The organism is Actinoplanes sp. ATCC 53533 (assembly GCF_003947245.1).
In genome coordinates, this window is sequence record NZ_QHHV01000183.1 from 1 (window position 1) to 24,444 (window position 24,444).

Genomic DNA, 24,444 nt, shown 5'->3' on the forward strand with positions numbered 1-24,444 from the left:
CCTGACCGTGGGTATGCCGAACGGCCCGCAGACGGAGAACCACAACCCGTTCCTCACCACGTCGGCCGGCGCCCAGCTGGGCTACCGCTGGATGCTCTACGAGCCGCTGATGATGTGGAACCCGGTGAAGCCGGCCGAGCCGTCCCGCCCGTGGCTGGCCACCGGTGTCGAGTGGACGCCCGATTTCAAGAAGGCGACCATCACGGTTCGCGACAACGCGAAGTGGTCCGACGGCAAGCCGCTCACCGCCGACGACGTCGCATACACGTTCAACCTCATCAAGAAGACCGAGGCGCTGAACCTGGCCGCCACGCCGTACGGCGAGATCACCGCCAGCGGCAACACGGTGACGGCCACGTTCACCAGCTCGATGTTCGTCTACAAAGACACCTGGCTCGGCCAGACCCCGATCGTGCCCAAGCACATCTGGGAGACCATCAAGGACCCCACCACCGACCCGAACAAGACGCCGGTCGGCTCGGGCCCGTACACGCTGAAGACCTTCACCCCGCAGACCACCACGCTGGTGGCGCGCACCGACGGCTACTGGCAGGACCTGCCGCAGGTCAAGGAGTTGCGCTACACGTCGTACACCGACAACAACGCGCAGACCACCGCGCTGACCGACGGTTCGGCCGAGTGGAGCTTCGTCTTCATCCCGAACTACAAGACGGTCTTCATCGACAAGGACCCGGCGCACTACAAGGTCTGGGCTCCGCCGGTGCTCGGCATCCACGGCCTCTACATCAACACCACCAAGGCGCCGTTCGACAACGTGGCCCTGCGCCGGGCGATGAGCATGGTCGTCAACCGCGAGGACATCTTCAACCAGGCCTCGGCCGGCTACTTCCACCCGCTGGTGTCCAGCGTGACCGGACTGCCGTCGCCGGCCGGTGACGCCTACGTCGCGGCGGAATACAAGGGCAAGACGCAGGCCGTCGACGTCGAGGGCGCCAAGCGGGTCCTCGCCGAGGCGGGCTTCAAGCTCGAGGGCACCACGCTGAAGGACCCGGGCGGCAAGCCGGTCAAGCTCACCCTCACCGACCCGAGTGGCTGGTCGGACTACCAGACCTCGCTCGAGATCGTGAAGAGCAACCTGGCCGAGATCGGCATCGCCGCCACCGTCGACAAGGCGAACCAGGACGCCTGGTTCCGCAACGTCGAGGAGGGCAAGTTCGACGCCACCTTCCGCTGGACCAACGGCGGCGCGACGCCGTGGAACCTGTACCAGACCGTGATGGACGGCAAGCTGCTCAAGAAGGTCGGCGTGGCGTCACCCGGCGGCAACTTCGGCCGCTTCAACAGCCCCGAGGCCACCAAGGCGCTCGGCGACTATGCGAATGCCACTGACGAGGCCGGCCGTACCGCCGCGCTCGCCACGATCCAGAAGGTCTTCGTGGAGCAGGTGCCGATGATCCCCGTCGGCGCGGACAACATCGGGATGGCCTACAGCACCAAGAACTGGGTCGGCTGGCCCGACGACACCAACCCCTACAGCGCCGGCCAGCCCACGCAGGCCAACGCCCTGGACGTCGTCCTGCACCTCAAGTCCGCCAACTCCTGACCCGCACCGCCGTGCCCCGGACGGGCTCGTACCGTCCGGGGCACCGCACCGCGGCAGTTCCGACACCCTGCGAAGGAACTAGCCATGACGTTGAGCCCAGAGGCCGAGGCGCCGGCCAGCGAGGTGGTGCTTGAGGCGATCGGCCTGACCAAGCACTTCCCCGTCCGCCGGACGCTGCGCGACCTTTTCAGCCGCACGCACGACGCCGTCCACGCGGTGGATGACGTGCACCTCACGCTGCGACGCGGCCGCGTGACCGCCCTGGTCGGCGAGTCCGGCTCCGGCAAGTCCACCGTGGCCCGCCTGCTCGCCCAGCTCTATCCCCGCACCGCCGGGGACATCAAGCTGCACGGCGAGAGCACGAAGGTCCGGGGCGGCCGGCAGTTCCGCCGGTACGCCGCCCGGGTCCAGATGATCTTCCAGGACCCGTTCGCGTCGCTGAACCCGGTGCACACGATCCGGTACCACCTGACCCGGTCGCTGAAGATCCACCACAACGCCGGCAACTCCGCGGCGGAGCTGGAGGCCGCGCTGACCAACCTGCTCAACCGGGTCAGCCTGACGCCGCCGGAGCGCTACCTCGACAAGTTCCCGCACGAGCTCTCGGGTGGCCAGCGCCAGCGCGTCGCGATCGCCCGCGCCCTCGGCGCGGACCCGGAGGCCCTGCTCGCCGACGAGCCGGTGTCCATGCTGGACGTCTCGATCCGGCTCGGCGTGCTCAACCTGCTGCGCGACCTGAAGGAACGGCTGAACCTCGCCATCCTCTACATCACCCACGACATCGCCTCGGCGCGCTACTTCGCCGACGACACGATGGTGATGTACGCCGGCCGGATGGTCGAGGGCGGCGACAGCGAGTCCGTGACCCAGTCGCCGGCGCACCCGTACACCCGGCTTTTGATCGACTCCGCGCCCGACCCGGACCGGATCGCGAACCTGCTCGGCGATGCCGCGGACCGCGGCAACGGCGAGCCGCCCAGCCTGATCAGGCCGCCGAGCGGCTGCCGCTTCCACCCGCGCTGCCCGATGGCGATGCCGCGCTGCCGCACCGACCTGCCGGTCCGCCTGGAGATCGGGGACCGGCCCGGCCACTGGGCCGCGTGCTGGCTCTACGACGAGGCCACCGTCGCCGCCCAGCCGCCCGGCTCGGCCGCGGCGGGCTACTCCCCCGAGGCCGTGACGGTCGCGGCGGACGCGCACCCGGAGGAGGTCCGATGAAGTTCCTGATCCAGCGGATCCTGTTCTATCTCTTCACCGCGTGGGCCGCGATCACCATCAACTTCTTCATCCCCCGGATGATCCCCGGCGACCCGGTCAAGTCGCTGTTGGCCCGCTTCCAGGGGCAGATGAGCAGCGACGCGATCGACTCGCTCTACGTGCTGTTCGGCCTGGACAAGGACGCCAGCATCTGGAGCCAGTACATCGACTACTGGAAGCAGCTCTTCCAGGGCGACCTGGGCCTGTCGTTCACCGCGTTCCCGTCGCCGGTCTCCGAGGTCATCGGCGACGCGCTGCCGTGGACCGTGGCGCTGGTCGGCATCACCACCATCATCAGCTTCCTGATCGGCACCAGCCTCGGCGTGCTGGCCGGCTGGCGGCGCGGCTCGTGGATCGACGGCCTGCTGCCGGCCACCACGTTCCTGTCCTCGGTGCCGTACTTCTGGCTGGGCCTGCTGGCGATCTACCTGCTCGCCGGCCCGGACAGCTTCTTCCCCTCCTCGGGCGGCTACGGCACCGACGTCGTGCCGTACCCGGACTGGCCGTTCATCTCCAGCGCCCTGCAGCACAGCCTGCTGCCCGCGCTGACCATCCTGATCTCGTCGGTGAGCGGCTGGATCCTGAGCATGCGCAACATGATGGTGACCGTCGCGGCCGAGGACTACATCACCGTCGCGCACGCCAAGGGCCTGTCGGACCGCCGGGTGGCGCTGAGCTACGCGGCCCGCAACGCGCTGCTGCCCAACATCTCCGGCTTCGCGCTGTCGCTGGGTTTCATCGTCGGCGGCACCCTGCTGGTGGAGATCGTCTTCTCCTACCCGGGACTCGGCTTCCTGCTCTTCCGGGCGGTCGGCGCCAAGGACTACCCGCTGATGCAGGGCATCTTCCTGGTCATCACCATCTCGGTGCTGGTGGCGAACCTGATCGCGGACATCGCCTACCTGCTGCTCGACCCGCGCACCCGCAAGGAGGGCTGACAGGTGACCATCCCCACCTCCAGCATCGACCAGGTCATTCCCGGCCAGGGAGCGATGGCCCAGCCGGAGCCGGCGAAGCCGGGTAAGGCGGCCAAGCGCCGCAGGTTCCGGTTCGTCGCCAACCGCAAGGCCCTGGCCGGCCTCATCATCCTCGGCGTCTACCTGCTGTTCGCGGTCATCGGGCCGTGGGTCGCGCCCTACGACCCGGACGCGCGCGGCAGCCAGTTCGTGCAGCCGCCGTCGGCCGACCACTGGTTCGGCACCACCCACCTCGGCCAGGACGTGTTCAGCCAGATCCTGGTGGGCACCCGGGCCGTCATGCTGGTCGGCCTGGCCGCCGGCATCATCGCCACCCTGCTGTCGGTCCTGATCGGCGTCACCGCCGGCTATCTCGGCGGCGGGTGGGACGACAGCCTGTCGGCACTGTCCAACGTGTTCCTGGTGATCCCGGCGCTGCCGCTGATCATCATCGTGACCGCGGCGGTGCCCAGCGGCGGCGACACCCTGGTCGCGCTGATCATCGGCCTGACCTCGTGGGCCTGGGGCGCCCGGGTGCTCCGGGCGCAGACGCTGTCGCTGCGCAGACGCGACTACGTGGAGGCCTCCCGGGCCAACGGCGAGTCCACCTGGCGGATCATCATCTTCGAGATCCTGCCGAACCTGACCGCGATCATCGCGTCCGGCTTCGTCGGCACGGTCATCTTCGCGGTCACCTCGGAGATCACCCTGGCCTTCATCGGCATCGGCTCGGCCACCTCGTGGAACTGGGGCACGATCCTGTTCTGGGCGCAGAGCCAGCAGGCCCTGGCGCAGGGCGCGTGGTGGTGGTTCGTCCCGGCCGGTCTCGCGATCGCGCTCCTGGGCACCGCCCTCTCACTGATCAACTTCGGCATCGACGAGTTCGTGAGCCCGCGCCTGCGCAGCATGGGCAAGACGAGGGTCAAGACCGCCTCGGGGCGCACCGTACGGATGCGGGTCGGCTTCACGCCGGTGCTGGACAACTCCGGCGCTCCGCACACCCACGCCAGCCCGACCCCGGTGATCCGCAGCAAGGAGTCGACGCGATGAACGAACCCGTGCTTGAGATCAGGAATCTCAACGTGGACTACGGGCTGGGCGACCAGGCGGTGCACGCCGTACGGGATGTGAACCTGACGCTGCACCGCGGCGAGGTCCTCGGCCTGGCCGGCGAGTCCGGCAGCGGCAAGTCCACCCTGGCGTACGGGCTCACCCGGCTGCTGGCACCGCCCGGCGTGGTCAGCGGCGGCCAGGTGGTCTACCACCCGGAGCGGGGCGAGCCGTACGACGTCCTGGGCCTGACCGACAAGCAGCTGCAGGCGTTCCGCTGGGCCGAGACGGCGATCGTCTTCCAGGGCGCCATGAACTCGCTGAACCCGGTGCACAAGATCTCCACCCAGCTGACCGACGTGCTCGCCGCCCACGAGCCGCAGATGTCGGCGCACAGCCGCAACGCCCGGGCCCGGGAGATGCTCAAGCTGGTCGGCATCTCGGCGGACCGGATGGACGCCTACCCGCACCAGCTCTCCGGCGGCATGCGCCAGCGGGTGATGATCGGCATGGCGCTGATCCTGCAGCCGCAGGTGGTCATCATGGACGAGCCGACCACGGCGCTCGACGTGGTGATGCAACGGCAGATCCTGGGTCAGCTCATCGAACTGCGCGAGCGGCTCGGCTTCTCGGTCATCTTCATCACCCATGACCTGTCGCTGCTGGTGGAGTTCTCCAACCGGATCGCCATCATGTACGGCGGCCGGATCGTCGAGGAGGCGCAGGCCGCCACGCTGTACCGGGACTCGCTGCACCCGTACAGCAAGGGTCTGCTCTCCTCCTTCCCGGCGCTGCGCGGCCCGCGCCGCGAGCTGACCGGCATCCCCGGCTCACCGCCCGACCTGAAGGGCATGCCGACCGGCTGCTCGTTCCACCCCCGGTGCCCGAAGGTCTTCGACCCCTGCGCCGACAACATTCCGGTGCTCGGCAACCCCGGCACCCCGGACGGCGCGACCCGCACCGTCGCCTGCTGGCTGCACCCCGTCGGCTGAGCCCAGCCGCGGCGGAAGACCCATGCGACTTCGTTCCAGAGCCCCCCATCCCCCTCCTGGAGAACGATGAACCCCACCACCACGTCCGTACCCGGGCTGCTCCTGCCCATCGCCGATCTGCCACCGTCGTTCAAGTGGGGCGTCGCCACCTCCTCTTACCAGATCGAGGGCGCCGCCGCCGAGGACGGCCGGACGCCGTCCATCTGGGACACGTTCTGCCGGGTGCCCGGCGCCGTGACCGGCGGCGACAACGGCGACGTCGCGTGCGACCACTACCACCGGATGCCGCAGGACGTCGCGCTGATCAAGAGCCTCGGCGTCGACACGTACCGGTTCTCGGTGGCCTGGCCCCGGGTACAGCCCGGCGGTCGCGGCCCGGCGAACCGGGCCGGCCTGGCCTTCTACGACCGGCTGACCGACGAGTTGCTGGCCGCCGGCGTCGACCCGTGGGTCACCCTGTACCACTGGGACCTGCCGCAGGAACTGGAGGACGCGGGCGGCTGGCCGCACCGCGACACCGCGTACCGCTTCGCCGACTACGCGATGCTGGTCTTCGACAAGCTCAGCGACCGGGTGGACAACTGGACCACACTCAACGAGCCGTGGTGCTCGGCCTGGCTGGGCTACTACGTCGGCGTGCACGCCCCGGGCCGCAGAGACTTCGGCGACGCCATCGCCGCGGTGCATCACCTGCTGCTCGGCCACGGCCTCGCGACCGAGCGGATGCGGGCCGCGGCGACGCGCGAGATGAAGTTCGGCATCACCCTCAACATGGGTACGGCCGACCCGGCCACGGACACGCCGGCGGACCGGGAGGCGGCCCGCCGCGCCGACGGCATGGGCCTGCGCATCTACCTGGACCCGCTGCGCAAGGGCGAGTATCCGGCGGACATGGTCGCGGACCTGGCGGCCCGGGGCACGGCGTTCCCGGTGCGGGAGGGTGACCTCGAGGTCATCGCGGCGCCGTTCGACGTGCTGGGCGTGAACTACTACTTCGGGCAGGACTTCAGCGGCACCGACGAGCAGGGCAACACCCACGAGGCCGACGGAACCCCGGTCGTGCGCCCGATTCTGCCGGCCGGCCCGCGGACGGCGATGAACTGGCCGATCACCCCGGAACGCTTCACCGACCTGCTGGTCCGGCTGCACCGCGACTACCCGGGGCTGCCGATGGTGATCACGGAGAACGGCGCGGCGTTCGACGACAGCGCGGACGACGACGGGAACGTGGCCGACGAGGGGCGGACCGCGTACCTGGCGGAGCACATCGCGGCGGTCGCCGCCGCCCGCGAGCGGGGCGCCGATGTGCGGGGCTACTTCGCCTGGTCCCTGATGGACAACTTCGAGTGGGCCGAGGGCTACGCGAAGCGCTTCGGCATCGTGCACGTGGACTACGCCACGCAGGCCCGGACGCCGAAGCGGTCCGCGCTCTGGTATCGCGACATGATCAGCCGCGTCCGCGGGAACTGACCCCGGCACCGGTACGGCGGCCCGGTCGCGGGCCGCCGTACCGGTGATCAGGTAGGACCGGAACCAGCCGGGGCTAGACGATCAGGGTGCCGCGCTGGATCCAGCGGCCGGCGAGCGGGCCGGTCTCGGCGAGCAGATATTCTCGCCCGTTCCACACCGCGGCCGCGATCGTGCCGAACGGCGTGACCTCGGTGGTCACCACGCTCACCCGGCTGAGCACCTTGCCGAGGTTGTCGAACGTGAAGCCGGTGAACTGCTTGTTCGCGGCCATGGTGACCCGGCGCGCCGGATAGTGCCGATAGCTCAAGGACCGGCCCCGCATCGCCGAGATGGCGTACTTCTCCTGCACGTAGTGGCCGGCCAGCGCGCCGGCGGTGATCCGGTACCAGAGCCCCGGTTGCCCGCGAACGCGCTCGCGCCGGTCCGCCGGGGCGAACGAGGGCCGGGTCAACCGCAAGGTCTTTCGGGCGGCCACCTTCCCCGCGCTGGTGAACTTCACTCCGGTGTGCGTGCCGGCGGCGAAGATCACCAGGCCTTTGACGGCCGGCGGTGGATAGTCCGCGGACAGCGTCTCGGCCAGGCGCAGGAAGGCCAGGCCCCGGGAGATGGCGAATATCCTGAAGAACTGCCTGAGGTGGATGAGGTGATAGACGTAGGACAGCGCGGTGGGGTGGGTGAGACAGTACTGGCTGAGCCACTTCGGGTTGCGGTATGCGGTGAAGTAGTCCGCCGCCGTGGTCAGCGCGCCCCGATACAGGGTCTTCGCCCGTTCGTCCTGCGTCAGCCGCCAGTAGTCCCACATGCCGTAGGTCGCGAACAGGTGGCCGTTGAGGGTTCGGTCGGGAGACGTTCCCGGATATTCCTCCAGCCACAGCCGTTTGTACTTGTCGACCCAGACCACCCACGGCGTGCCGGCCCCGCGCGGCCGCAGGAAGCTGGCGAACACTCCGTCCGCCGCGTTCCGGTATCTCACGTCGTTCGTGAGCTCGTACAGCCGGACGAACAGGGTCATGGCTTGTCCCTGCGCCATCGCCGAATACCACGGCGCGGCCATCCGCGCGTTCGCCCGCCCGTGGAGGTAGAAGTCGAACGGATAGGGGAGATACCAGGCTGTGCCGATCTTGTCGGCACGCGCTATCAGCCGGCCGGCTTGTGCCTTCGCCCGGTTCAGATACCGCTGGTCGCCGTTGAGGACGAAGCTCTCCACATTGTCGATGCCGTATCCGGCCTGACCGACGGGGTGGTCGTAGAGCCGGTTGCCGATCCGGCGCATCCGGACGCCGGCGGCATCGTGCACGCCGCTGTCCACCAGGGCCGTCGGGGTGGCCCGCGCATACGGAAATCGGTCGCGCGACAGGTTGTGGATTCCGTACGCGTCGGCCTTGAACGAGAAGGTGAGCGGGGCGAGGGCGACCGCGGCGGCGCCCAGCCGGGCATCGCCCTGCTCCGGCTGAGACTCGATCGGTCGAGGCGGTGGCACCGCCCGTCCCTCGTCCAGCGGTGAGACGGAGGTCAAGTCAGGCAGCGTCGTCTCGGGCAGGTCCGGGACAGGCGGTTGCGGTGCGGAGCGGCCCGGGGATGAGGTCGAACCGGCGACCGGGACACTCCAGGCTGGGGCCGGCAGTGCACCTGCCAGCATCGACATCGCCGCGACGGCGGTCACGACAGCGGAACGGGAACGCGGCATCTCCTCGCCTCCTTGGGCTACGGTCAGTCCAGACTCCCATTCATGGAGGTCACTGCGCGGCCCTAGCGGGGTCCCCCGAACGGACAAAGCACTGCTCCGCTCTGTCCGGATCAGACGTTCGGGTCTAGACCGTGAAGTCGACACCCTGCGCGAGCGGGAGCTCGCCGGAGAAGTTGACGGTGTTGGTGGCACGCCGCATGTATGCGCGCCAGGCGTCCGAGCCGGACTCGCGTCCGCCACCGGTTTCCTTCTCGCCGCCGAAGGCGCCGCCGATCTCGGCGCCCGAGGTCCCGATGTTCACGTTCACGATGCCGCAGTCGGAACCCACGTCGGAGACGAACAGCTCGGCCTCCGCCTGGTCGTTGGTGAAGACGCTGGAGGAGAGCCCGTGCGGAACGGCGTTGTTGAGCGCGATCGCGGACTCGATGTCCTGGTACGGCAGGACGTAGAGCAACGGCGCGAACGTCTCGCGGGCGACGATGTCGGTCTGCGCGTCGATCCGCACGATCGCTGGACGCGCGTAGTAGGCGTCGGGTGCCTCGTCCTGCAGAACTCGGCCGCCGCCGGCCACCAGCTTGCCGCCCTCCACGCCGGCCTGCTGGATCGCGGCGTCCATGGCGGCGTAGGCGCGGCCGTGGATGAGCGGCCCGACGAGCGTGCCCGCGGTCATCGGGTCGCCGATCGGAAGCCGGCCGTACGCCGACACGAGCCGGTCCGTCAGCTCATCGATCACTGAGGTGTGCGCGATGACCCGGCGCATGCTGGTGCACCGCTGGCCGGCGGTTCCGGCCGCGGCGAAGACGATGCCCCGGGTGGTCAGATCCAGGTCGGCGCTGGGGGTGACGACGGCGGCGTTGTTGCCGCCCAGCTCGAGCAGCGAGCGGCCGAACCGGGCGGCGACCCGGGGGCCGACCGCGCGACCCATCCGAGTGGATCCGGTGGCGCTCACGAGCGCGACGCCGGCGTGGTCGACCAGGGCCTCGCCGGTGTCGGCACCGCCGAGGAGCACCTGGGAGAGGTGCTCCGGCGCGCCCACCTCGGCGCTGGCTCGGCGAAGGAGCGCGTCGCAGGCCAGCGACGTCAGCGGGGTCAGCTCCGAGGGCTTCCAGATCACGGAGTCGCCGCACACGAGGGCCACCGCGGTGTTCCACGACCACACCGCGGCGGGGAAGTTGAACGCGCTGATCACGCCGACCACGCCGAGCGGGTGCCAGGTCTCCATCAGCCGGTGCCCCGGGCGCTCGGAGGGCATCGTCCGGCCGTAGAGCTGCCGGGAGAGGCCGACGGCGAAGTCGCAGATGTCGATCATCTCCTGGACCTCACCGCGGGCCTCGGAGGTGATCTTTCCGACCTCGAGGCCGATCAGGGTGGCAAGGTCGTCCTTGTGCTCGGTGAGGAGCTCCCCGAGCCGCTTGACGAGGGCACCGCGGGCCGGGGCCGGCACCGTGCGCCAGGCGCGGAAGGCCTGCTGGGCCCGCTCGACCGCGTCGTCGACCGCCTCGGCACCCGACCAGGCCAAGGACGAGAGCGCCTGGCCGTTGATCGGCGACTGGGCCGTGGCGGGGCCACGCAGGGCGCCGAGGTCGACGCCCAGGCGCTCGACGGTGGCCGCCGCGAGGGCTGCGAGCTCGGCCTGGGTGGGAATCCTGTGGTGGGTCATCGTGCGACTCTCCTCGCTCTGTTCAGACGATGTTCAGTTCGGGGCGGACCTGGCTGCCGTCGAACCTGCGCGAGTCCAGGCCGGACACGTCCACGACCGGGGCGCGACCCAGGTAGAGGTCGCGCATCACCTCGCCGACGGCGGGGCCCATGAGGAAGCCGTGGCCGGAGAACCCGGTGGCGTAGAGGAAGCGTGACAGTCCGGGGGCCTCGCCCACCAGAGCGTTGCAGTCCGGCGTGACCTCGTACAGTCCGGCCCACCCGCCGCCGAGTCCGACCTCGGAGATGCGCGGGGCGCGGCGCTCGATCGCCGCCGCCAGCCGCGGCAGCCAGTCGTCGGACCGCTGCAGTTTGAAGCCGGGCGTCTCCTGCCGGTCCGACATTCCCAGCAGCAGGCCGGGGCCTTCGCGGTGGAAGTACAGGCTCGTCGTGAAGTCGATGGTGAAGGGGGTTTCGGGGTCCAGTCCGGGGACGGCCTCGGTGGTCAGGATCTGCCGCCGCAGCGGGACCACGGGTAGGTTCACCCCGGCCATCTCGCCGATCGCCGCCGACCAGGGACCGGCCGCGCAGACCACCGTGTCGGCCCGGATGGCGCCGCGGTCGGTGACCACGGAATCGATGGCATGGCCATCGTGGACGATGTCGGTGACCGTGGTGCCGCGCACCAGCTTCGCGCCGGCCCGCCGGGCTGCGGCGGCGTATCCCAGGACCACGGACTCGGGCGTGCAATGGCCGTCGGTGGGCGAGTAGGCCGCGGCGAGGAGCCCCTCCGTGGAGATGAGCGGTGAGAGCCGCCCGGCCTCGGCGACGTCGATCATCCGGCTGGGCACACCGAGCTCGTTCTGCAGGACCACGTTCTTCTCGAACCGGACCACATCCTCCGGCCGGTCCAGCAGGAACAGGTAGCCCACCTGACGCAGGTCGATCTCCTGGCCGAAGTCGGCCTTGAAGTTCTCGAACGCGCGCAGGCTGCGCCTGCCCAGCTCGATGTTGACCCCGTCCGAGAACTGCGCGCGGACGCCACCTGCCGCCCGGCACGTCGAGCCGGACCCGAACTCGCCCTTGTCGAGCAGCACGACGTCGGCGACACCCGCGCCGGCCAGGTGGTAGGCGGTGCTGAGCCCGATCACGCCGCCGCCGATGACGACGACCGAGGCACGGCTGGGCAGTGCGCTACGTGACACGGAGGTCCCCTTCGGCAGGAGCACTGTGGGCACGGACAGAATGAGCCCCGGTCAACCGCTGAAACAAGCGAATGATTCTCGCCGGCCCCCTGACCGTGGGGACCCGGGGCAGCCGGCCGCCGAGCGTCGCTGCCGAGGATCCTCCCGCCGGCGAGCACCCACTCAGGAACGACACGCGCCGGCGATGCCGCCTGTCCTACGGACGGCCGCGGGTCAGGGATCGACGGTGGGCGGCGCGCGACAGCGGCGCCGCCGGGCCCGCCGTCACCGGCAGGCCGCCGTCGGCGAGCAGGCGGGCGATCGGCAGGGTGGCCGCGCCCATCGCGACGGCGTCGGGTCCGAGCTGGCACAGATCGATCCGGGTACGGGAGTACGGATGCCGCAGGGCGTTTCGGGCGGCCGCGGCGCGAATGTCGGGAAGAAAACGCTCTCCCAGCGCCAGGCCGGCCGGGCCACCCAGCACGATCCGCTCCGGGGAGAACAGGTTGACCAGGCCCGCGATGCCCGCGCCCAGGTAGCCGACGGTCTGCGTGATGACCGCGGCGGCCGCGGAGTCCAGGACCCCGTCGGCCGCGAGCATCCTGGTGAGCAGCTTGGGATCGGGCTGCTGACCGGTCGCCGCGGCGAGCCGGGCGATCACCGTCTCCGACCCGATGTACGCCTCCAGGCAGCCCCGCGCCCCGCACCGGCAGACGTCGCCGTCGTACACCAGGGTGGTGTGGCCCCACTCCCCCGCATTGCTGAACGCGCCGCGATAGCCACGGCCGTCCAGCACGACGGCCGCGCCGACCCCGGTGCCGACCATGACGATGACCGCGTGCCGCGCGCCCCGGCCGGCGCCGAACCACATCTCGGCCTGGCCCAGCGTCTTGGCGCCGTTCTCCACGAAGACCGGCACGTCGGTGCCGGCCCGCAGCATCTCGCCCAGCGGTACGGCGTCCCAGCCGGTGGTCTGCGAATGCACGACCGGCGAGCCGGCGGAGTGGTCGACCACGCCCGGGACACCCACGCCGAACCCGAGCACCGCGGAACGCTCGACGCCGGCCTCGGCGATGACCGCCTCCAGCCCTTCGAGCAGCTTCGCGGCCGTCAGCTCCGGATCGGGGCCGTCCTCGCCGAGCGAGAACTGCGCCACGCCGAGCCGGGACATGGCCAGGTCGTACAGCTCGACCAGCAGGCGGGTCTCGCCGACGTCGGCACCGGCGACGTAGCCGTACCCCGGTGCCACCCGCAGCAGCGCGCGCGGCCGGCCGCCGTCCGAACCGACCAGGCCGGCCTCCTCGACCAGGCCCTCGTCGATCATCTCGCCGATCAGGTTGCTCACGCTGGCCTGGCTCAGCGCGGTCGTGTCACCGAGCTGCTGCCGGCTCTGCCGGCCACCGTGGAACAGGTCCGTGAGCAGGCTTGCCCGGTTGGCGCGGCGAACGTCCCGCACCGTGGTGCGCCTGGTCTCCAACCCGTACCACCTTCGCATTCAGCCCCGTCGACCTGCCGTCCAACGCTATGCCACTGACATCATGTGGCAACCCGGGCGCGGAAACCACCAGGCGACGAACTCCGGCCTGGGATACGGTCACCGCCGTGACCGACTATCGCACCCTGAACCGCGCCAATTGGGACGAACGCGCACCGGCGCACGCGGCCTCCTCGGGCTACGGGGTGGCTGCTTTCGCCGACGATCCGGCCCACCTCAGCGCCGTGGTCCGCTTCGACCTTTCCCTGCTGGGTGACATCCGCGGCCTGCGCGGCGTGCACCTGCAGTGCCACATCGGTACGGACACGGTGTCACTGGCCCGCCTCGGCGCGACCATGACCGGCGTGGACTTCTCCCCGGCCTCGCTCGCCGAGGCCCGGCGCATCTCGGCGCTCGCCGGCACCCCGGTCGAATACGTCGAGTCGGACGTCTACAGCGCCGCGGACAAGCTCGACCGCGGCGGATACGACCTGGTGTTCACGGGCATCGGCGCACTCTGCTGGCTGCCGGACATCCGCCGCTGGGCCCGGGTCGTCGCGGACCTGCTGCGACCGGGCGGCCGGCTGTTCATCCGCGAGGGCCACCCGATGCTGTGGGCGATGGCGGATGAGCCCCGCCCGGACGGGCTGCTGGCGCTGGAGTTCCCGTACTTCGAGCAGAAGGAACCGACAGTCTGGACCGAGGGCGGCACGTACGTCGAGACCGACGCCGTCTTCACCCACAACACCACCCACGAGTGGAACCACGGGCTCGGTGAGATCGTCACCGCGCTGATCGACGCGGGGATGACGGTGACCGGGCTGGTCGAGCACGACACCGCGCCGTGGGACGCGCTGCCCGGTCAAACCCACCGGGTCGACAACGGCGAATGGCAGCTCAGGGACCGTCCGAACCGGCTGCCGCACACCTACACGCTGCAGGCGGTGCGCAACCCCGTTTAAAGATCGGCGCATTCGGGGTATCTCGCTGCCAGTCCCCACGACCTAGGAGCCCCCGATGCGCGCAGGATCAATAGGCGGAGTCCTCGTCATCATCTGGCTCGTCCTCGGCGCCGTCGCCGCGTTCGAGCGCGGATACTTCAACGAAACCGGCGACGCGAGCTGCGCCGAAGCCGGCACTGTCATCGTCACGGTGGTCGCCGGCCCACTCAACTGGATGGGCGTCAACCCGAAGATCACCTGCGACATCCCCGAGCCGTCGAAGTAGGCCCGGCCGCGACACCGAACGCCGCCACACCTTCCGGGGTGGCGGCGTTCCGCACGTGTCGCACCGGACGTCGCCCGGCTAGCTCGCCACCTTCCGGGGTGGCGGCGTTCCGCACGTGTCGCACCGGACGTCGCCCGGCTAGCTCACCCAGGGCGGGCTGATCGAGGAGCCGTCCGCGAGCGTGGCCTCCAGGCCCGTGCTGGTGGTCACCCAGGCGGTCGCCGGGGAGTCGGAGGTGTTGTCCAGCGCGAACTGCCCGCCGGCCGGCACGAAGACCACCTCACCGGCCCGGGCAGTCGTGCCGGCCCCGTCGATGGTCGCGGTCAGTTCGCCGGTGAGCACGAGGAGCACCTCCTCGCGGTTCACCCGGTGCGGCACCCCGATCGTGCCCGGGGCGACGTCGAGCCGCCAGGCACAGAGTTCGCTGCTGCCGGACGACGGCGCGACGAAGGAATTGAACGTGGCGCCGTGCAACTGATGCTGAACGGCGTCCTGTTCCCGAATGACAGGCATGGATGTTCCCCTCCCCAGTAGTCAAGCTGCTTGACTAAATAGTCAAGCAGCTTGACCTGTCTGTCAAACTCCTTTCGTGGACCGCGACCTCCTCGACCTGCCGGTGCTCCTGCTCAGCGCCGCCCGCGCCCTGGTGGACGGCGTCGACGCGGGCGTGCGCGCCCGCGGCTTCGCCGACCTGCGCCCCGCACACGGCTTCGCCTTCGTCCGCCTGGCCGGCGACGGCGCGACCGTGGGCCAGCTCGCCGAGCACCTCGACGTGACCAAGCAGGCGGCCAGCCAGATGGTCGAGGAACTCGTGACCAAGGGATACGTGGAACGCCGCCCGCACCCGGACGACGCCCGCGCCCGCCTGGTCGTGCTGACCCCGAAGGGCTGGGCCTGCACCCGAGCCGCCGACGAGGCCGCCACGGAACTGCTGCGCCCCTGGGCGACCACCCTCGGCCCCCAACGACTGGCGGCGCTGCGGGCAGACCTGTCCCGCCTCGCCACCCCCGGCCGCGTCCGCCCGAGCTGGTGAGGCGCGGCTGCGGCCGCGGCGACTCGACGCCGAACGTGACGCCACCCGGCGCTCGCCCGTTCGTGTGACACCCGCTGCGGGTCCAGCAACAGGCGTGTCACACCATGGAACTTCTCCCGACACTGGCTACGCTGCGTCGATATGATCATCACAGGACGGAGGCACTGGCGATGCCGCAGCTGTACGCGCGGCGCCTGACGGGCGTGCTGGCGGTGGCCAGCGTTCTCCTCGCCGCCGTGGTGGGGCCGGCCCAGGCCGGGGACATCCACCGGGGCGACCCGGTCTCGGCCGCCTTCCCGGACATCAAGGTGCCCGTGGGTGGCACCGCCGTCGATCTGCTGGGACCGAACCTCTGGTCCACCGGCCCGACGAAGCTGACGGAGGCGAAGGTCAGCTATGACCTGAGCGGGGTCGCCGGGGTTCGGCTCACCCCGGGCGATGGCCGCGGCGATTGCGTCCAACCGTCACCGGCCCGGGTCGTCTGTTCCGATCCGCGAGTGCTCTCGTTCGAGGGAGAGACGATCGAGCAGTACCTGCCAGTGGTGGTGACAGCCGCCAGGACCGCCACCGTCGGCGATGCCGGGACGGTGACCATCACGTTCTCCGCCAAGGGACTGGCACCGATCACCGGCATCAGCGAGGTCCACGTCGTCGGCGGCCGCGAAAGCCTGGCGGCCACCGGGCCCACGGCCGGGTTGATCGGTGGGATCGGCCTGCTGTTGCTCGGCGCCGGCGTGGTGGGTGTGCTGGCCTCGCGCCGCCGCCGTGCCCGCTTCATCGCTTAGGTCGCGGCTCGTGGATCTCGGCCGAGGTCTCGTGGCCGGATCTTCATGGTGACGGTGTCCGCGGTGGCCTGGAACAGGTAGTCCTCGTTGACGAACCGCGACACCGACCCGCCGGGCGAAGCTGCCCCGGCGGGTCGGCCGGGTGGTGTCAGCCGCGTTCGATCAGGTGGCCGATGATCTGCGGGCCCATCAGCACAGCCTCCCCCGAGCCGTCCCGGCGGCTGTCCGGCGCCGGGAGCTCCACCGGGTCTCCCGTGGCGCTCGCGCCCACCGGGCGCGGCCCCACCCAGGCGATCTCCAGCCGGGTCTCGTTCTTGAGGAAGCGCTGCACCCGGACCCCGCCCGTGGCGCGGCCCTTCGCCGGGTAGGATCCGAACGGGGTCACCTTCACCTGGGTGCCCGTCGAGGTCACCACCATCGGCTCGCCGTGCTGCGGGTCCGTCGTGTTCACCACGTTGAACGAGACGGCCTCGGCGCCCGCCGCCAGGTTCATGCCCGCCATGCCGCCGCCCTTCAGGCCCTGCGGCCGGACGAGCTTCGCCGGGAAGCGCAGCAGGGACGCGTCCGACGACACGAAGGCCAGGGCCTCCGCACCGTCGATCAGCCAGGTCGCGCCCAGCACCTCGTCGCCGTCCTTGAGGGTGATGACCTCGAACTCGTCCGAGCGGACCGGCCATTCCGGGGCGCAGACCTTGACCACGCCCTGCCGGGTGCCGATCGCCAGGCCGGGTGAGCCCTCGGCGGCCAGCGGGGCCAGGCCGACGACCTTCTCCCCCGGCTCCAGCGGGATCAGCTCGGAGGCCGACATGCCGCCACGCACCGACACCGTGCCGGACTGCTCCGGCAGGACCGGCAGCGGCAGCACGTCCGTCTTGAACGCCCGGCCGGTGCTGGTCACCAGCAGCACCCGGCCGCGGGCGGTGGAGTGCACGACCGAGCGGACCGCGTCGTGCTTGACCCGGCCGCTGCGGCGGCGGGCCTCCGTCGCCTCCTCGCTCTCGGCCGCCGTCCGGGCGATCAGCCCGGTCGCCGAGAGGATGACCTGGCAGGGGTCGTCGGTGACCTCGAGCGGGCCGGCCGGCACGGAGGCCGCGAGAACCTCCTTGAGGTCGCCGTCGATCAGCGTGGTGCGCCGGGGGCCGCCGAACTCCGCCGCCACCGCGTCCAGCTCGTCCGAGACGACCTGCTTGAGCACCTCGTCGTTGTCCAGGATCCGGGTCAGCTCGGCGATCTCGCCGCGCAGCCGCTCCTGCTCGGTCTCCAGCTCGATCCGGTCGAAGCGGGTGAGCCGGCGCAGCGGGGTGTCCAGGATGTACGTCGCCTGGATGTCGGTGAGCCCGAACTCGCTCATCAGGCCGGCCTTCGCGGCCGCGGCGTCGTCGCTGCCCCGGATGATCGCGACCACCCGGTCGATGTCGATCAGGGCGATGAGCAGGCCGTCGACCAGGTGGAGGCGGTCCTCCCGCTTGGTGCGCCGGTGTGTCGTCCGCCGGGTGACCACCTCGTAGCGGTGCGCCAGGAACACCTCGAGCAGCGCCTTGAGGCCCAGCGTCCGCGGCTGGCCGTCGACCAGCACCAGGTTGTTGATGCCGAACGACGACTCCAGCGGGGTCAATCTGTAGAGATCGGCGAGCAGGGCCTGCGGGTTGACGCCGACCTTGCACTCGATGACCAGGCGGATGCCGTGCTCGCGGTCGGTGAGGTCCTTGACGTCGGCGATGCCCTGCAGCCGGGCCGGCTGGCGCTGGCCCTTGCGCGGGCCCGAGGTGATGAGCTTGCCCTTCACCTCGTCGGTGATCGCCTCGATGATCTTCTCGGTGCCGACGCCGTACGGCAGCTGGACCACGGTGATCGCCTGGCGGCCCCGGCCGCCCTCCAGCGGGCCGGTCTGGGCGCGGGCACGCATCCGCACGACGCCACGTCCGGTCTCGTAGGCGCGGCGGACCTCGTCCAGGCCGAGTAGCTGACCACCGGTGGGCAGATCGGGCCCGGGCACGATACGCATGATCGCGTCCAGGTCGGCCTCCGGATGAATGATCAGGTGCCGGGCCGCCGCCACTACCTCGCCGAGGTTGTGCGGGATCATGTTGGTCGCCATGCCGACGGCGATCCCGGACGTGCCGTTGACCAGCAAGTTGGGAAAGGCAGCGGGCAGGACCTTGGGCTCCTGCTCGGAGCCGTCGTAGTTGGGCTTGAAGTCGACCGTACCCTCGCCCAGCTCGCCGACCAGCAGCATCGCCTCGCGTGACATCCGCGACTCCGTGTAACGACTCGCGGCCGGTCCGTCGTCTGGAGATCCGAAGTTGCCATGCCCGTCGACCAGTGGGGCGTTCAGCGAGAAATCCTGCGCGAGACGGACCATCGCGTCGTAGATCGCCAGGTCGCCGTGCGGGTGGTAGCGACCCATGACGTCACCGACCACCCGGGCCGACTTGACGAAGGGCCGGTCGGGACGGTGACCCTGCTCGAACATCGAGTAGAGAATCCGGCGGTGCACCGGCTTGAGGCCGTCGCGGGCGTCCGGCAGGGCGCGCGAGTGGATGACCGAATACGCGTACTCCAGGTAGGAGTCCTCGACCTCGGTGGTCAGCGGATTGTCGATGATTCGCGCGCCAGCCCGCTCGAAAGCGGACAGATCGACGCGCTGCCCTTCCGCCTTGCGGCGTGCCATGCTCTTCTCCGTTCGACAACGCCAGTCAGGCGTCGATGGTCTCCTCGTCGATACGGCCCGACGACTCGATGAGCCAGTTCTTTCGTGGTTCGACCCGCTCGCCCATCAGCAGCTCAAGGACCGCCTCGGCCTTCTCGACGTCGTCCATGGTGATGCGGCGCACCGTCCGCACCGCCGGGTTCATGGTGGTGTCCCACAGCTCGATGGCGTCCATCTCGCCGAGACCCTTGAACCGCGGAACAGGCTTGACCACGCTTCGGCCGGCCTTCTCGAGCCGGGTGACGGTGGCGTCCATCTCCTGTTGTGTATAGGTGTAGATCGTCTCCGCGTTGCGACCCTTGGTGACGATCTTGTGCAGCGGGGGCATCGCTGCGAAGAGCCGGCCTGCTTCAATCACCGGCCGCATGTACTTGGCGAACAACGTGATCAGCAGGGTTCGGATATGCGAGCCGTCAACGTCGGCGTCGGCCATGATCATGATCCGGCCGTACCGGAGTGCCGACAGGTCAAAGGTCCGGCCGGAGCCACCGCCGAGCACCTGCACGATCGCCGAACACTCCACGTTGTCCAGCACCTGCTGCAGGCTTGCCTTCTGCACGTTAAGGATCTTGCCGCGGATCGGCAGCAGCGCTTGAAATTCCGAGGACCGCGCCATGCGAGCGCTGTTGTGGACGAAGACCCCGGCTTCGAGTGCGAAGTTGTGATAGCCGTCGACGGTGAGATCGTAGACGTCGGTGCGTTCGGTCAGAACCTCGACGGCCAGCACAGAGTGATTGACGAGCGACACCGCCTCACGCAGCCGCCGCACATCGCCGTCGAAGCAGGCCAGCAGCCGCTCCCAGCGCAGGCCGGTCCGTGCGTTGCGAAGGCGGTCAGCCTCGTACGCCGCAGCCAACTCATCATCCGGCAGCTCGATCAGCGCGGAAAGGCGCTTGAGTGCGGCACGGCGACGACCCTCGTTCTGCCGCGCGACCCGCTCAGCACGCGGGACCTCCCGGACATAGCCGGCCCGACCCGCCTGCAGCTTCGTGACCAGAGCGGGATCCGCACTCAACCTCTCCCGCATGAACGCGGCGTGCCGTTGACCGAACTCCGGGTGCCCTTCATGCCACGCCACAACCGCATGACGCTGCCTGTCCCGCTCGGCCGGGTCGGCGAACTGCTGACGGGTGCGCTCCGAACGCCAGGCCAGCAGATCCGGGTCGGCCCATTGCTCCCTGGCCCGTTCGCTCCACGCAGCACGCCGGGCCGGATCCTCGAAGAGGGTCCGGACCCTCGCCGCCGCAGCGGCCCGGTGCTCCGGGCGCTGCCAATAGGCCGCCTGGTAGGCCCGCATGCGCTCCGCATACTCAGCCTTGGCCTGCGCATCCAGGGCCTCGTACCAATCCTGGAAGCCTTGCACGACACGGGAACGGAAGGCTGGGTCCTGGTTGAGCGTGGCGAGCCGCTCAAGGCACGCGGCCCGGAACGCTGGATCTCGCCACTGCGCGGAAAGCCTGGCAGACCTCAGCTCCGTGCCACCCGCCTCGAGCCACGCGCGAAAGCCGGCCTCGACATGGTCCCTGTTGTCCGCCATCATCGCGGCATGCAGGGCCGCATGGCTCTCCCACGTCATCCGCCGGAGGTTGCGGGGATCGTTGTTGCGTTTGTCGCAGTCGACATGGTGGCGGACGTTGCCGTTCTCGATGCTGTCGCGGCCGTTGCGCAGGTTGTCGGCGTCCGCCAGGTAGTGGGTGTACACCCATTCCTGGCGATCGTTCATCCAAACGCGTTCATAGCCGTCGATTTTGTCGCCGCGCGCCTTCGCGGAGAGCGAACGGTAGAGCGGCATCAGCGAGTCGCCCGGGACGAGCGCATCCGCGCGGCGATAGGACCCGTCACGGAGCCGGAAGAGGTGGTCCGGCGTGCACTTGACCGCAGCACCGTCGTCCAGAGTCACCCGCACGAGCGCGGCATCTCTCTTGGTCAGCCGAGGCTCGACCAGGGGTGCCACGACGACGCGACCGGCCTTGTTGGTCGTATAGCCGTAGTGGGTGATGCCCTGCTTCCAGTCATCAGCCAGGTCGGCGAACGAGCGCGCTGTGCCGGAGGCGAGCGCCACCATCGTGTCGCCGGTGAAGCAGCCTAGCGCCGAATCGCCCTCAACGATGAACAGCTCCGACTGGAGCACGCCGGTGGAGCGGCAGTCGACCAGCTTCGGCGGCATGGACGCGCCCTCGAGCGCGGTCTTGCGGCGGGCCGCGTCCTTCTGCTGCTTCTGGGTCAGGCGGACCCGGGCCGCGTCGACGACCTTCTGCAGGACCGTGCGGGCCTCGCTCTTGGTGCGCCGGTCGTCGATCCAGGCCTTGATGTGCCGCTCGACCAGGGTCTGCAGCACCCGGGTGAGGCCCGCGGTGGAGAGCTCGTCCTTGGTCTGCGAGGTGAACTGCGGCTCGGGCACCCGCACGTGGATCACCGCGGTCATGCCCTCGAGCAGGTCGTCCAGGACCGGCACGTCCTCCTTGGGCTTGAGCAGCCCGCGGGTGTTGCGGATCGCGTCGCCCAGCGCCCGGACCAGGGCCCGCTCGAAGCCCTTGCGGTGGGTGCCGCCGTGCACGTTGCGGATCGTGTTGGTGAAGCACTCCACCGTGCGGTCATAGCCGGTGCCCCAGCGGAACGCGACCTCGATCTGGGCCAGGCGCTCGACGTTGGACTGCATGACGCCGTTGGCGTCGGCGGCGTTCTCCTTGTAGGTGCCCTCGCCGGCGATCATGAGGATGCCGGAGACCGGCTTGTCACCGGACGGGGTGAGGAATTCCACCATGTCGGTGAGGCCGTGCGGGTAGTGGAACTTCTCCTCGGTGGGCTCCTCGGCGGTCTGGTCGCGCAGCACGTAGGCCACGCCGGGGACCAGGAACGCCGTGTTGCGCAGCTTGGCCCGCACCACGTCGACGTCGAGCCGGGCGCCGGTCTCGAAATACCGGGCGTCGTACCAGTAGCGGATCGAGGTGCCGGTGCGCTCGCCGCGCTTCATCTTGCGCACCACGCGCAGACCGGTCTGCGGCTCGAAGGCGGCGGCCGGGCCGGTGCCGTCGAAGACGCCGGGCACGCCGCGCTGGAAGGACAACTCGTGCACCTTGCCGTCGCGCCGGACGGTCACGTCGAAGCGCAGGGACAGGGCGTTGACCGCGGAGGCGCCGACGCCGTGCAGGCCGCCGGAGGTCTTGTAGCCGGAGCCGCCGAACTTGCCGCCGGCGTGCAGCCGGGTCAGCACCAGCTCGACGCCGTTGAGGCCGGATTTGGCGTTGACGTCGGTGGGGATGCCGCGGCCGTCGTCGTCGACCTGCACCGAGCCGTCGGCGTGCAGGATCACCTCGACGTGCTCGGCGTGTCCGCCGACGCCCTCGTCGGTGGCGTTGTCGAGGATCTCGTTGGCGAGATGGTTGACGCCGCGGCTGTCGGTGGAACCGATGTACATACCCGGCCGCTTGCGGACCGCATCGAGTCCTTCGAGGTGCGTGAGGTCATCAGCCCCGTAGAGGATCTCTGGTTGCGCAGTCACGAGGTCTTACTCCCGGCGGTGGCAGGTGTCAACGACGCGGCGAGCCTACCGGGCACCTCCGACGACTTTCATGAGGCCGACCGGGGGCCGGCCCTCATAACACACGACTAAAGGGGCAAATGCTCCGGGTCGTGAGCCACGACACGATTCCGGCCGGCCAATTTCGCCGCATAGAGGCCCGCGTCGGCGCGGCCCAGCAGGGTGTCCGGCGTCGGGTCGGTGGGGCGCAGCCGGGCCAGGCCGACACTGATCGTCACCGGGATCGGCCCGGAACGGGTGTCGACCGGGGTGCCGGCCACGACGGCGCGCAGCCCCTCGGCGAGTTCCTCCCCGGACGCGTCGATGCCGGGCAGCAGCACCGCGAACTCCTCGCCGCCGTACCGGGCGACCAGGCCGTTGGCCGGCAGGCCGCCGAGCAGGCGCTGGACCACCTCCTTGATCACGTCGTCGCCGACCTGGTGGCCGTGCGCGTCGTTGATCCGCTTGAAGTGGTCGATGTCGACCATGAGCGCGGTGACCGGCCCGCCCGCCGCCTTGGCACTGGTCAATGCCCGCTCGGCCAGGTCGAAGAACCGCCGCCGGTTGGCGACGCCGGTGAGGCTGTCGGTGGTGGCCAGCTCGTTCACCCGGCTGAACAGCCGGGCGTTGTCGTAGGCGACCATGCCCTGGCCGACCAGCGCCGCGGCGACGCCCAGGTCGGCGGCCGCGTAGGCACCCGGCCGGTCCGACGCGAGCACGAGCACACCGACGGCGCCGTTGCGGTCGTCGAGGGTGACCGTGAGCCAGCTCTGCCCGGTCGAGTCGGCGAAGGCGCCGGCCCAGGGCGGCGTACCGTTGATCATGTCGGCCTGCCGGTTGTCCAGCAGCGCCCGCAGGTCGGGGTGGTCCGCGAGGGTGAGCTGCACCGGGGCCGGGCCGCCGTGCACGGTGATCTCGGTGGAGTCGGCGGTGCCCATCAGCAGCCAGCCGCGGTTGGCGCCGGGCGTCTGCCGGGCGGTGAGCAGCAGCCGGCGCAGCACCAGCTCCGGGTCCAGGGTCCCGGTGAGCCTGGCCATCGCGCGGCGCATCGTCTCGGCGAGATCGCGCTGGCGGTTGGCGGCGGCGACCGCGACCTCGAGCTGCGCGGCCCGGGCCGTCTCCAGCCCGACCGCGATGTGGTGGGTGATGGCGGTCAGCACGTCGGTGTCGTCGACGGTGAAGACGCCCTTGGCGACCCGGCTGTCCAGGTACACCACGCCGAGCAGGCGGTCGTCGAGCTCCAGCGGGGCGACCAGGATGCTGCGCAGGCCGTACTGGACCACGCTCTGCGCGCCCAGCGCCTCGCCCTCCTCGGTGCCGGTGACCACGAGGGGTTCGCGGCTGTGCCGGACCCGGTCGACGACGGTGGCGCTGTAGCCGGTCAGCTCGGCCACGTCCCGGCCGTTGGCGTCGCGCCCGACGAAGGGCACCAGGATCTGGGTCTCGGCGTCCACCAGGAAGAGGATGGCGCGCTCGGCGCCGAGCAGGCGGGTGGTCTCGTCCAGGGCGACCCGGGTCAGCCGCTCCGGGTCGATGCCCCGGGAGGCGGCGAGGTTGAGCTGTTCGAGGGCGGCCCAGCGCTGACCGGCCTGGCCCTGGGCGGCCACGACGGGCACCCGGTTGCGGCGGCCGGCGTCGAGCCGGAACTCGGCGGCCACCCGGCGGGCGCGGTGCGGCCAGCCGCGGCTCTCGGCGATGCCGGCCGCCATCCGGGCCTGCCGGTCGGCCTCCCCGGTGCTGCCGAGGACGGCCGAGCGCGCGGGCCCGTACCAGGGCGGCCTCGAAGGCCGGCAGCGGCGCGTCGACCCGGTGCAGCAGCGGCTCCGCCTTGGCGAGCAGCTCCAGCGCCGCGGCGCTGCGGGCCGGGTCCAGGGCGGCCAGCGCCGCGCCGGCGACG

At 70.4% G+C, this 24,444-nt stretch carries 18 protein-coding genes and 3 pseudogenes; 11 read left to right on the forward strand and 10 right to left on the reverse strand.

Annotated features, from left to right (window positions below):
* The 6 genes from DMB66_RS44630 to DMB66_RS44655 all read left to right on the forward strand — a co-directional run.
* A partial coding sequence (locus DMB66_RS44630; protein WP_148112823.1) for an ABC transporter substrate-binding protein occupies positions 1-1,564 on the forward strand: 1,564 nt, incomplete at its 5' end.
* A gap of 84 nt (positions 1,565-1,648) precedes the next feature.
* The gene (locus DMB66_RS44635; protein WP_125810187.1) at positions 1,649-2,782 is read left to right on the forward strand and encodes an ABC transporter ATP-binding protein; all 1,134 of its coding nucleotides are present in this window, start codon (positions 1,649-1,651) and stop codon (positions 2,780-2,782) included.
* Positions 2,779-3,759 carry an ABC transporter permease gene (locus DMB66_RS44640; RefSeq protein WP_125810188.1) on the forward strand — a complete coding sequence of 327 codons (981 nt, stop codon included), beginning with the start codon at positions 2,779-2,781 and terminating at the stop codon, positions 3,757-3,759. Before DMB66_RS44635 ends, DMB66_RS44640 begins: the two co-directional genes overlap by 4 nt.
* Positions 3,760-3,762: 3 nt before the next feature.
* Entirely contained in the window at positions 3,763-4,827 is a 1,065-nt protein-coding gene (locus DMB66_RS44645) for an ABC transporter permease (RefSeq protein WP_199752983.1), read from the forward strand.
* On the forward strand, positions 4,824-5,819 hold the full coding sequence (locus DMB66_RS44650; RefSeq protein ID WP_125810189.1) for an ABC transporter ATP-binding protein: 996 nt from the start codon (positions 4,824-4,826) through the stop codon (positions 5,817-5,819). The genes DMB66_RS44645 and DMB66_RS44650 overlap by 4 nt, the downstream gene beginning before the upstream one ends.
* Before the next feature lie 66 nt (positions 5,820-5,885).
* Entirely contained in the window at positions 5,886-7,289 is a 1,404-nt protein-coding gene (locus tag DMB66_RS44655) for a GH1 family beta-glucosidase (RefSeq protein ID WP_125810190.1), read from the forward strand.
* 73 nt (positions 7,290-7,362) lie between these two features.
* Here the strand turns inward: DMB66_RS44655 and DMB66_RS44660 are convergent, their stop codons facing one another.
* The 4 genes from DMB66_RS44660 to DMB66_RS44675 all read right to left on the reverse strand — a co-directional run bounded on the left by DMB66_RS44660 (position 7,363) and on the right by DMB66_RS44675 (position 13,275).
* Positions 7,363-8,805, reverse strand: a complete 1,443-nt coding sequence (locus DMB66_RS44660; protein ID WP_125810191.1) for a D-glucuronyl C5-epimerase family protein — start codon at positions 8,803-8,805, stop codon at positions 7,363-7,365.
* Between the two features lie 295 nt (positions 8,806-9,100).
* A complete protein-coding gene (locus DMB66_RS44665; protein ID WP_125810192.1) occupies positions 9,101-10,636 on the reverse strand; it encodes an aldehyde dehydrogenase family protein in 1,536 nt (511 codons plus the stop codon).
* Between the two features lie 22 nt (positions 10,637-10,658).
* Complete coding sequence (locus DMB66_RS44670; RefSeq protein ID WP_199752984.1) at positions 10,659-11,819, reverse strand: FAD-binding oxidoreductase; 1,161 nt, start codon at positions 11,817-11,819, stop codon at positions 10,659-10,661.
* 196 nt (positions 11,820-12,015) lie between these two features.
* Positions 12,016-13,275, reverse strand: coding sequence for an ROK family protein (locus tag DMB66_RS44675; protein WP_125810193.1), 1,260 nt, complete (start codon positions 13,273-13,275; stop codon positions 12,016-12,018).
* 125 nt (positions 13,276-13,400) lie between these two features.
* Between DMB66_RS44675 and DMB66_RS44680 the strand changes: the two genes are divergently transcribed.
* Both DMB66_RS44680 and DMB66_RS44685 read left to right on the forward strand, forming a co-directional pair.
* Complete coding sequence (locus DMB66_RS44680) at positions 13,401-14,234, forward strand: bifunctional 2-polyprenyl-6-hydroxyphenol methylase/3-demethylubiquinol 3-O-methyltransferase UbiG (RefSeq protein WP_125810194.1); 834 nt, start codon at positions 13,401-13,403, stop codon at positions 14,232-14,234.
* Positions 14,235-14,289: 55 nt separating this feature from the next.
* Positions 14,290-14,499, forward strand: a complete 210-nt coding sequence (locus tag DMB66_RS44685) for a hypothetical protein (RefSeq protein ID WP_125810195.1) — start codon at positions 14,290-14,292, stop codon at positions 14,497-14,499.
* A 138-nt stretch (positions 14,500-14,637) separates the two neighbouring features.
* On the opposite strand, the gene DMB66_RS44690 is transcribed toward DMB66_RS44685, so the two are convergent.
* Positions 14,638-15,012, reverse strand: coding sequence for a cupin domain-containing protein (locus DMB66_RS44690; protein WP_125810196.1), 375 nt, complete (start codon positions 15,010-15,012; stop codon positions 14,638-14,640).
* Positions 15,013-15,088: 76 nt separating this feature from the next.
* Between DMB66_RS44690 and DMB66_RS44695 the strand changes: the two genes are divergently transcribed.
* Positions 15,089-15,532, forward strand: coding sequence for a MarR family winged helix-turn-helix transcriptional regulator (locus DMB66_RS44695; RefSeq protein WP_233625287.1), 444 nt, complete (start codon positions 15,089-15,091; stop codon positions 15,530-15,532).
* Between the two features lie 170 nt (positions 15,533-15,702).
* Entirely contained in the window at positions 15,703-16,317 is a 615-nt protein-coding gene (locus tag DMB66_RS44700) for a hypothetical protein (RefSeq protein ID WP_125810197.1), read from the forward strand.
* Positions 16,318-16,465: 148 nt separating this feature from the next.
* Here DMB66_RS44700 and DMB66_RS44705 read toward each other — a convergent pair whose 3' ends face one another.
* The 5 genes and pseudogenes from DMB66_RS44705 to DMB66_RS44715 all read right to left on the reverse strand — a co-directional run bounded on the left by DMB66_RS44705 (position 16,466) and on the right by DMB66_RS44715 (position 24,256).
* Positions 16,466-18,988, reverse strand: a complete 2,523-nt coding sequence (locus tag DMB66_RS44705) for a DNA topoisomerase (ATP-hydrolyzing) subunit A (RefSeq protein WP_125810198.1) — start codon at positions 18,986-18,988, stop codon at positions 16,466-16,468.
* A 25-nt stretch (positions 18,989-19,013) separates the two neighbouring features.
* Positions 19,014-19,652 (reverse strand): annotated as a pseudogene (locus tag DMB66_RS66225) (toprim domain-containing protein); the annotation flags it as partial.
* Between the two features lie 6 nt (positions 19,653-19,658).
* Positions 19,659-21,137, reverse strand: a pseudogene (locus tag DMB66_RS66230) (DNA topoisomerase); the annotation flags it as partial.
* A pseudogene (locus DMB66_RS66235) lies at positions 21,111-22,529 on the reverse strand (ATP-binding protein); the annotation flags it as partial. The pseudogenes DMB66_RS66235 and DMB66_RS66230, both read right to left, overlap by 27 nt.
* A gap of 107 nt (positions 22,530-22,636) precedes the next feature.
* Positions 22,637-24,256: a sensor domain-containing diguanylate cyclase gene (locus DMB66_RS44715; RefSeq protein ID WP_125810200.1), complete on the reverse strand. Its 1,620-nt coding sequence runs from the start codon at positions 24,254-24,256 to the stop codon at positions 22,637-22,639.
* On the opposite strand from DMB66_RS44715, the gene DMB66_RS44720 reads away from it, so the two are divergent.
* Positions 24,243-24,444, forward strand: a 202-nt coding sequence (locus DMB66_RS44720) for a hypothetical protein (RefSeq protein WP_148112824.1), incomplete at its 3' end; no start/stop codon positions are given. The two genes, DMB66_RS44715 and DMB66_RS44720, sit on opposite strands and share 14 nt — an antisense overlap.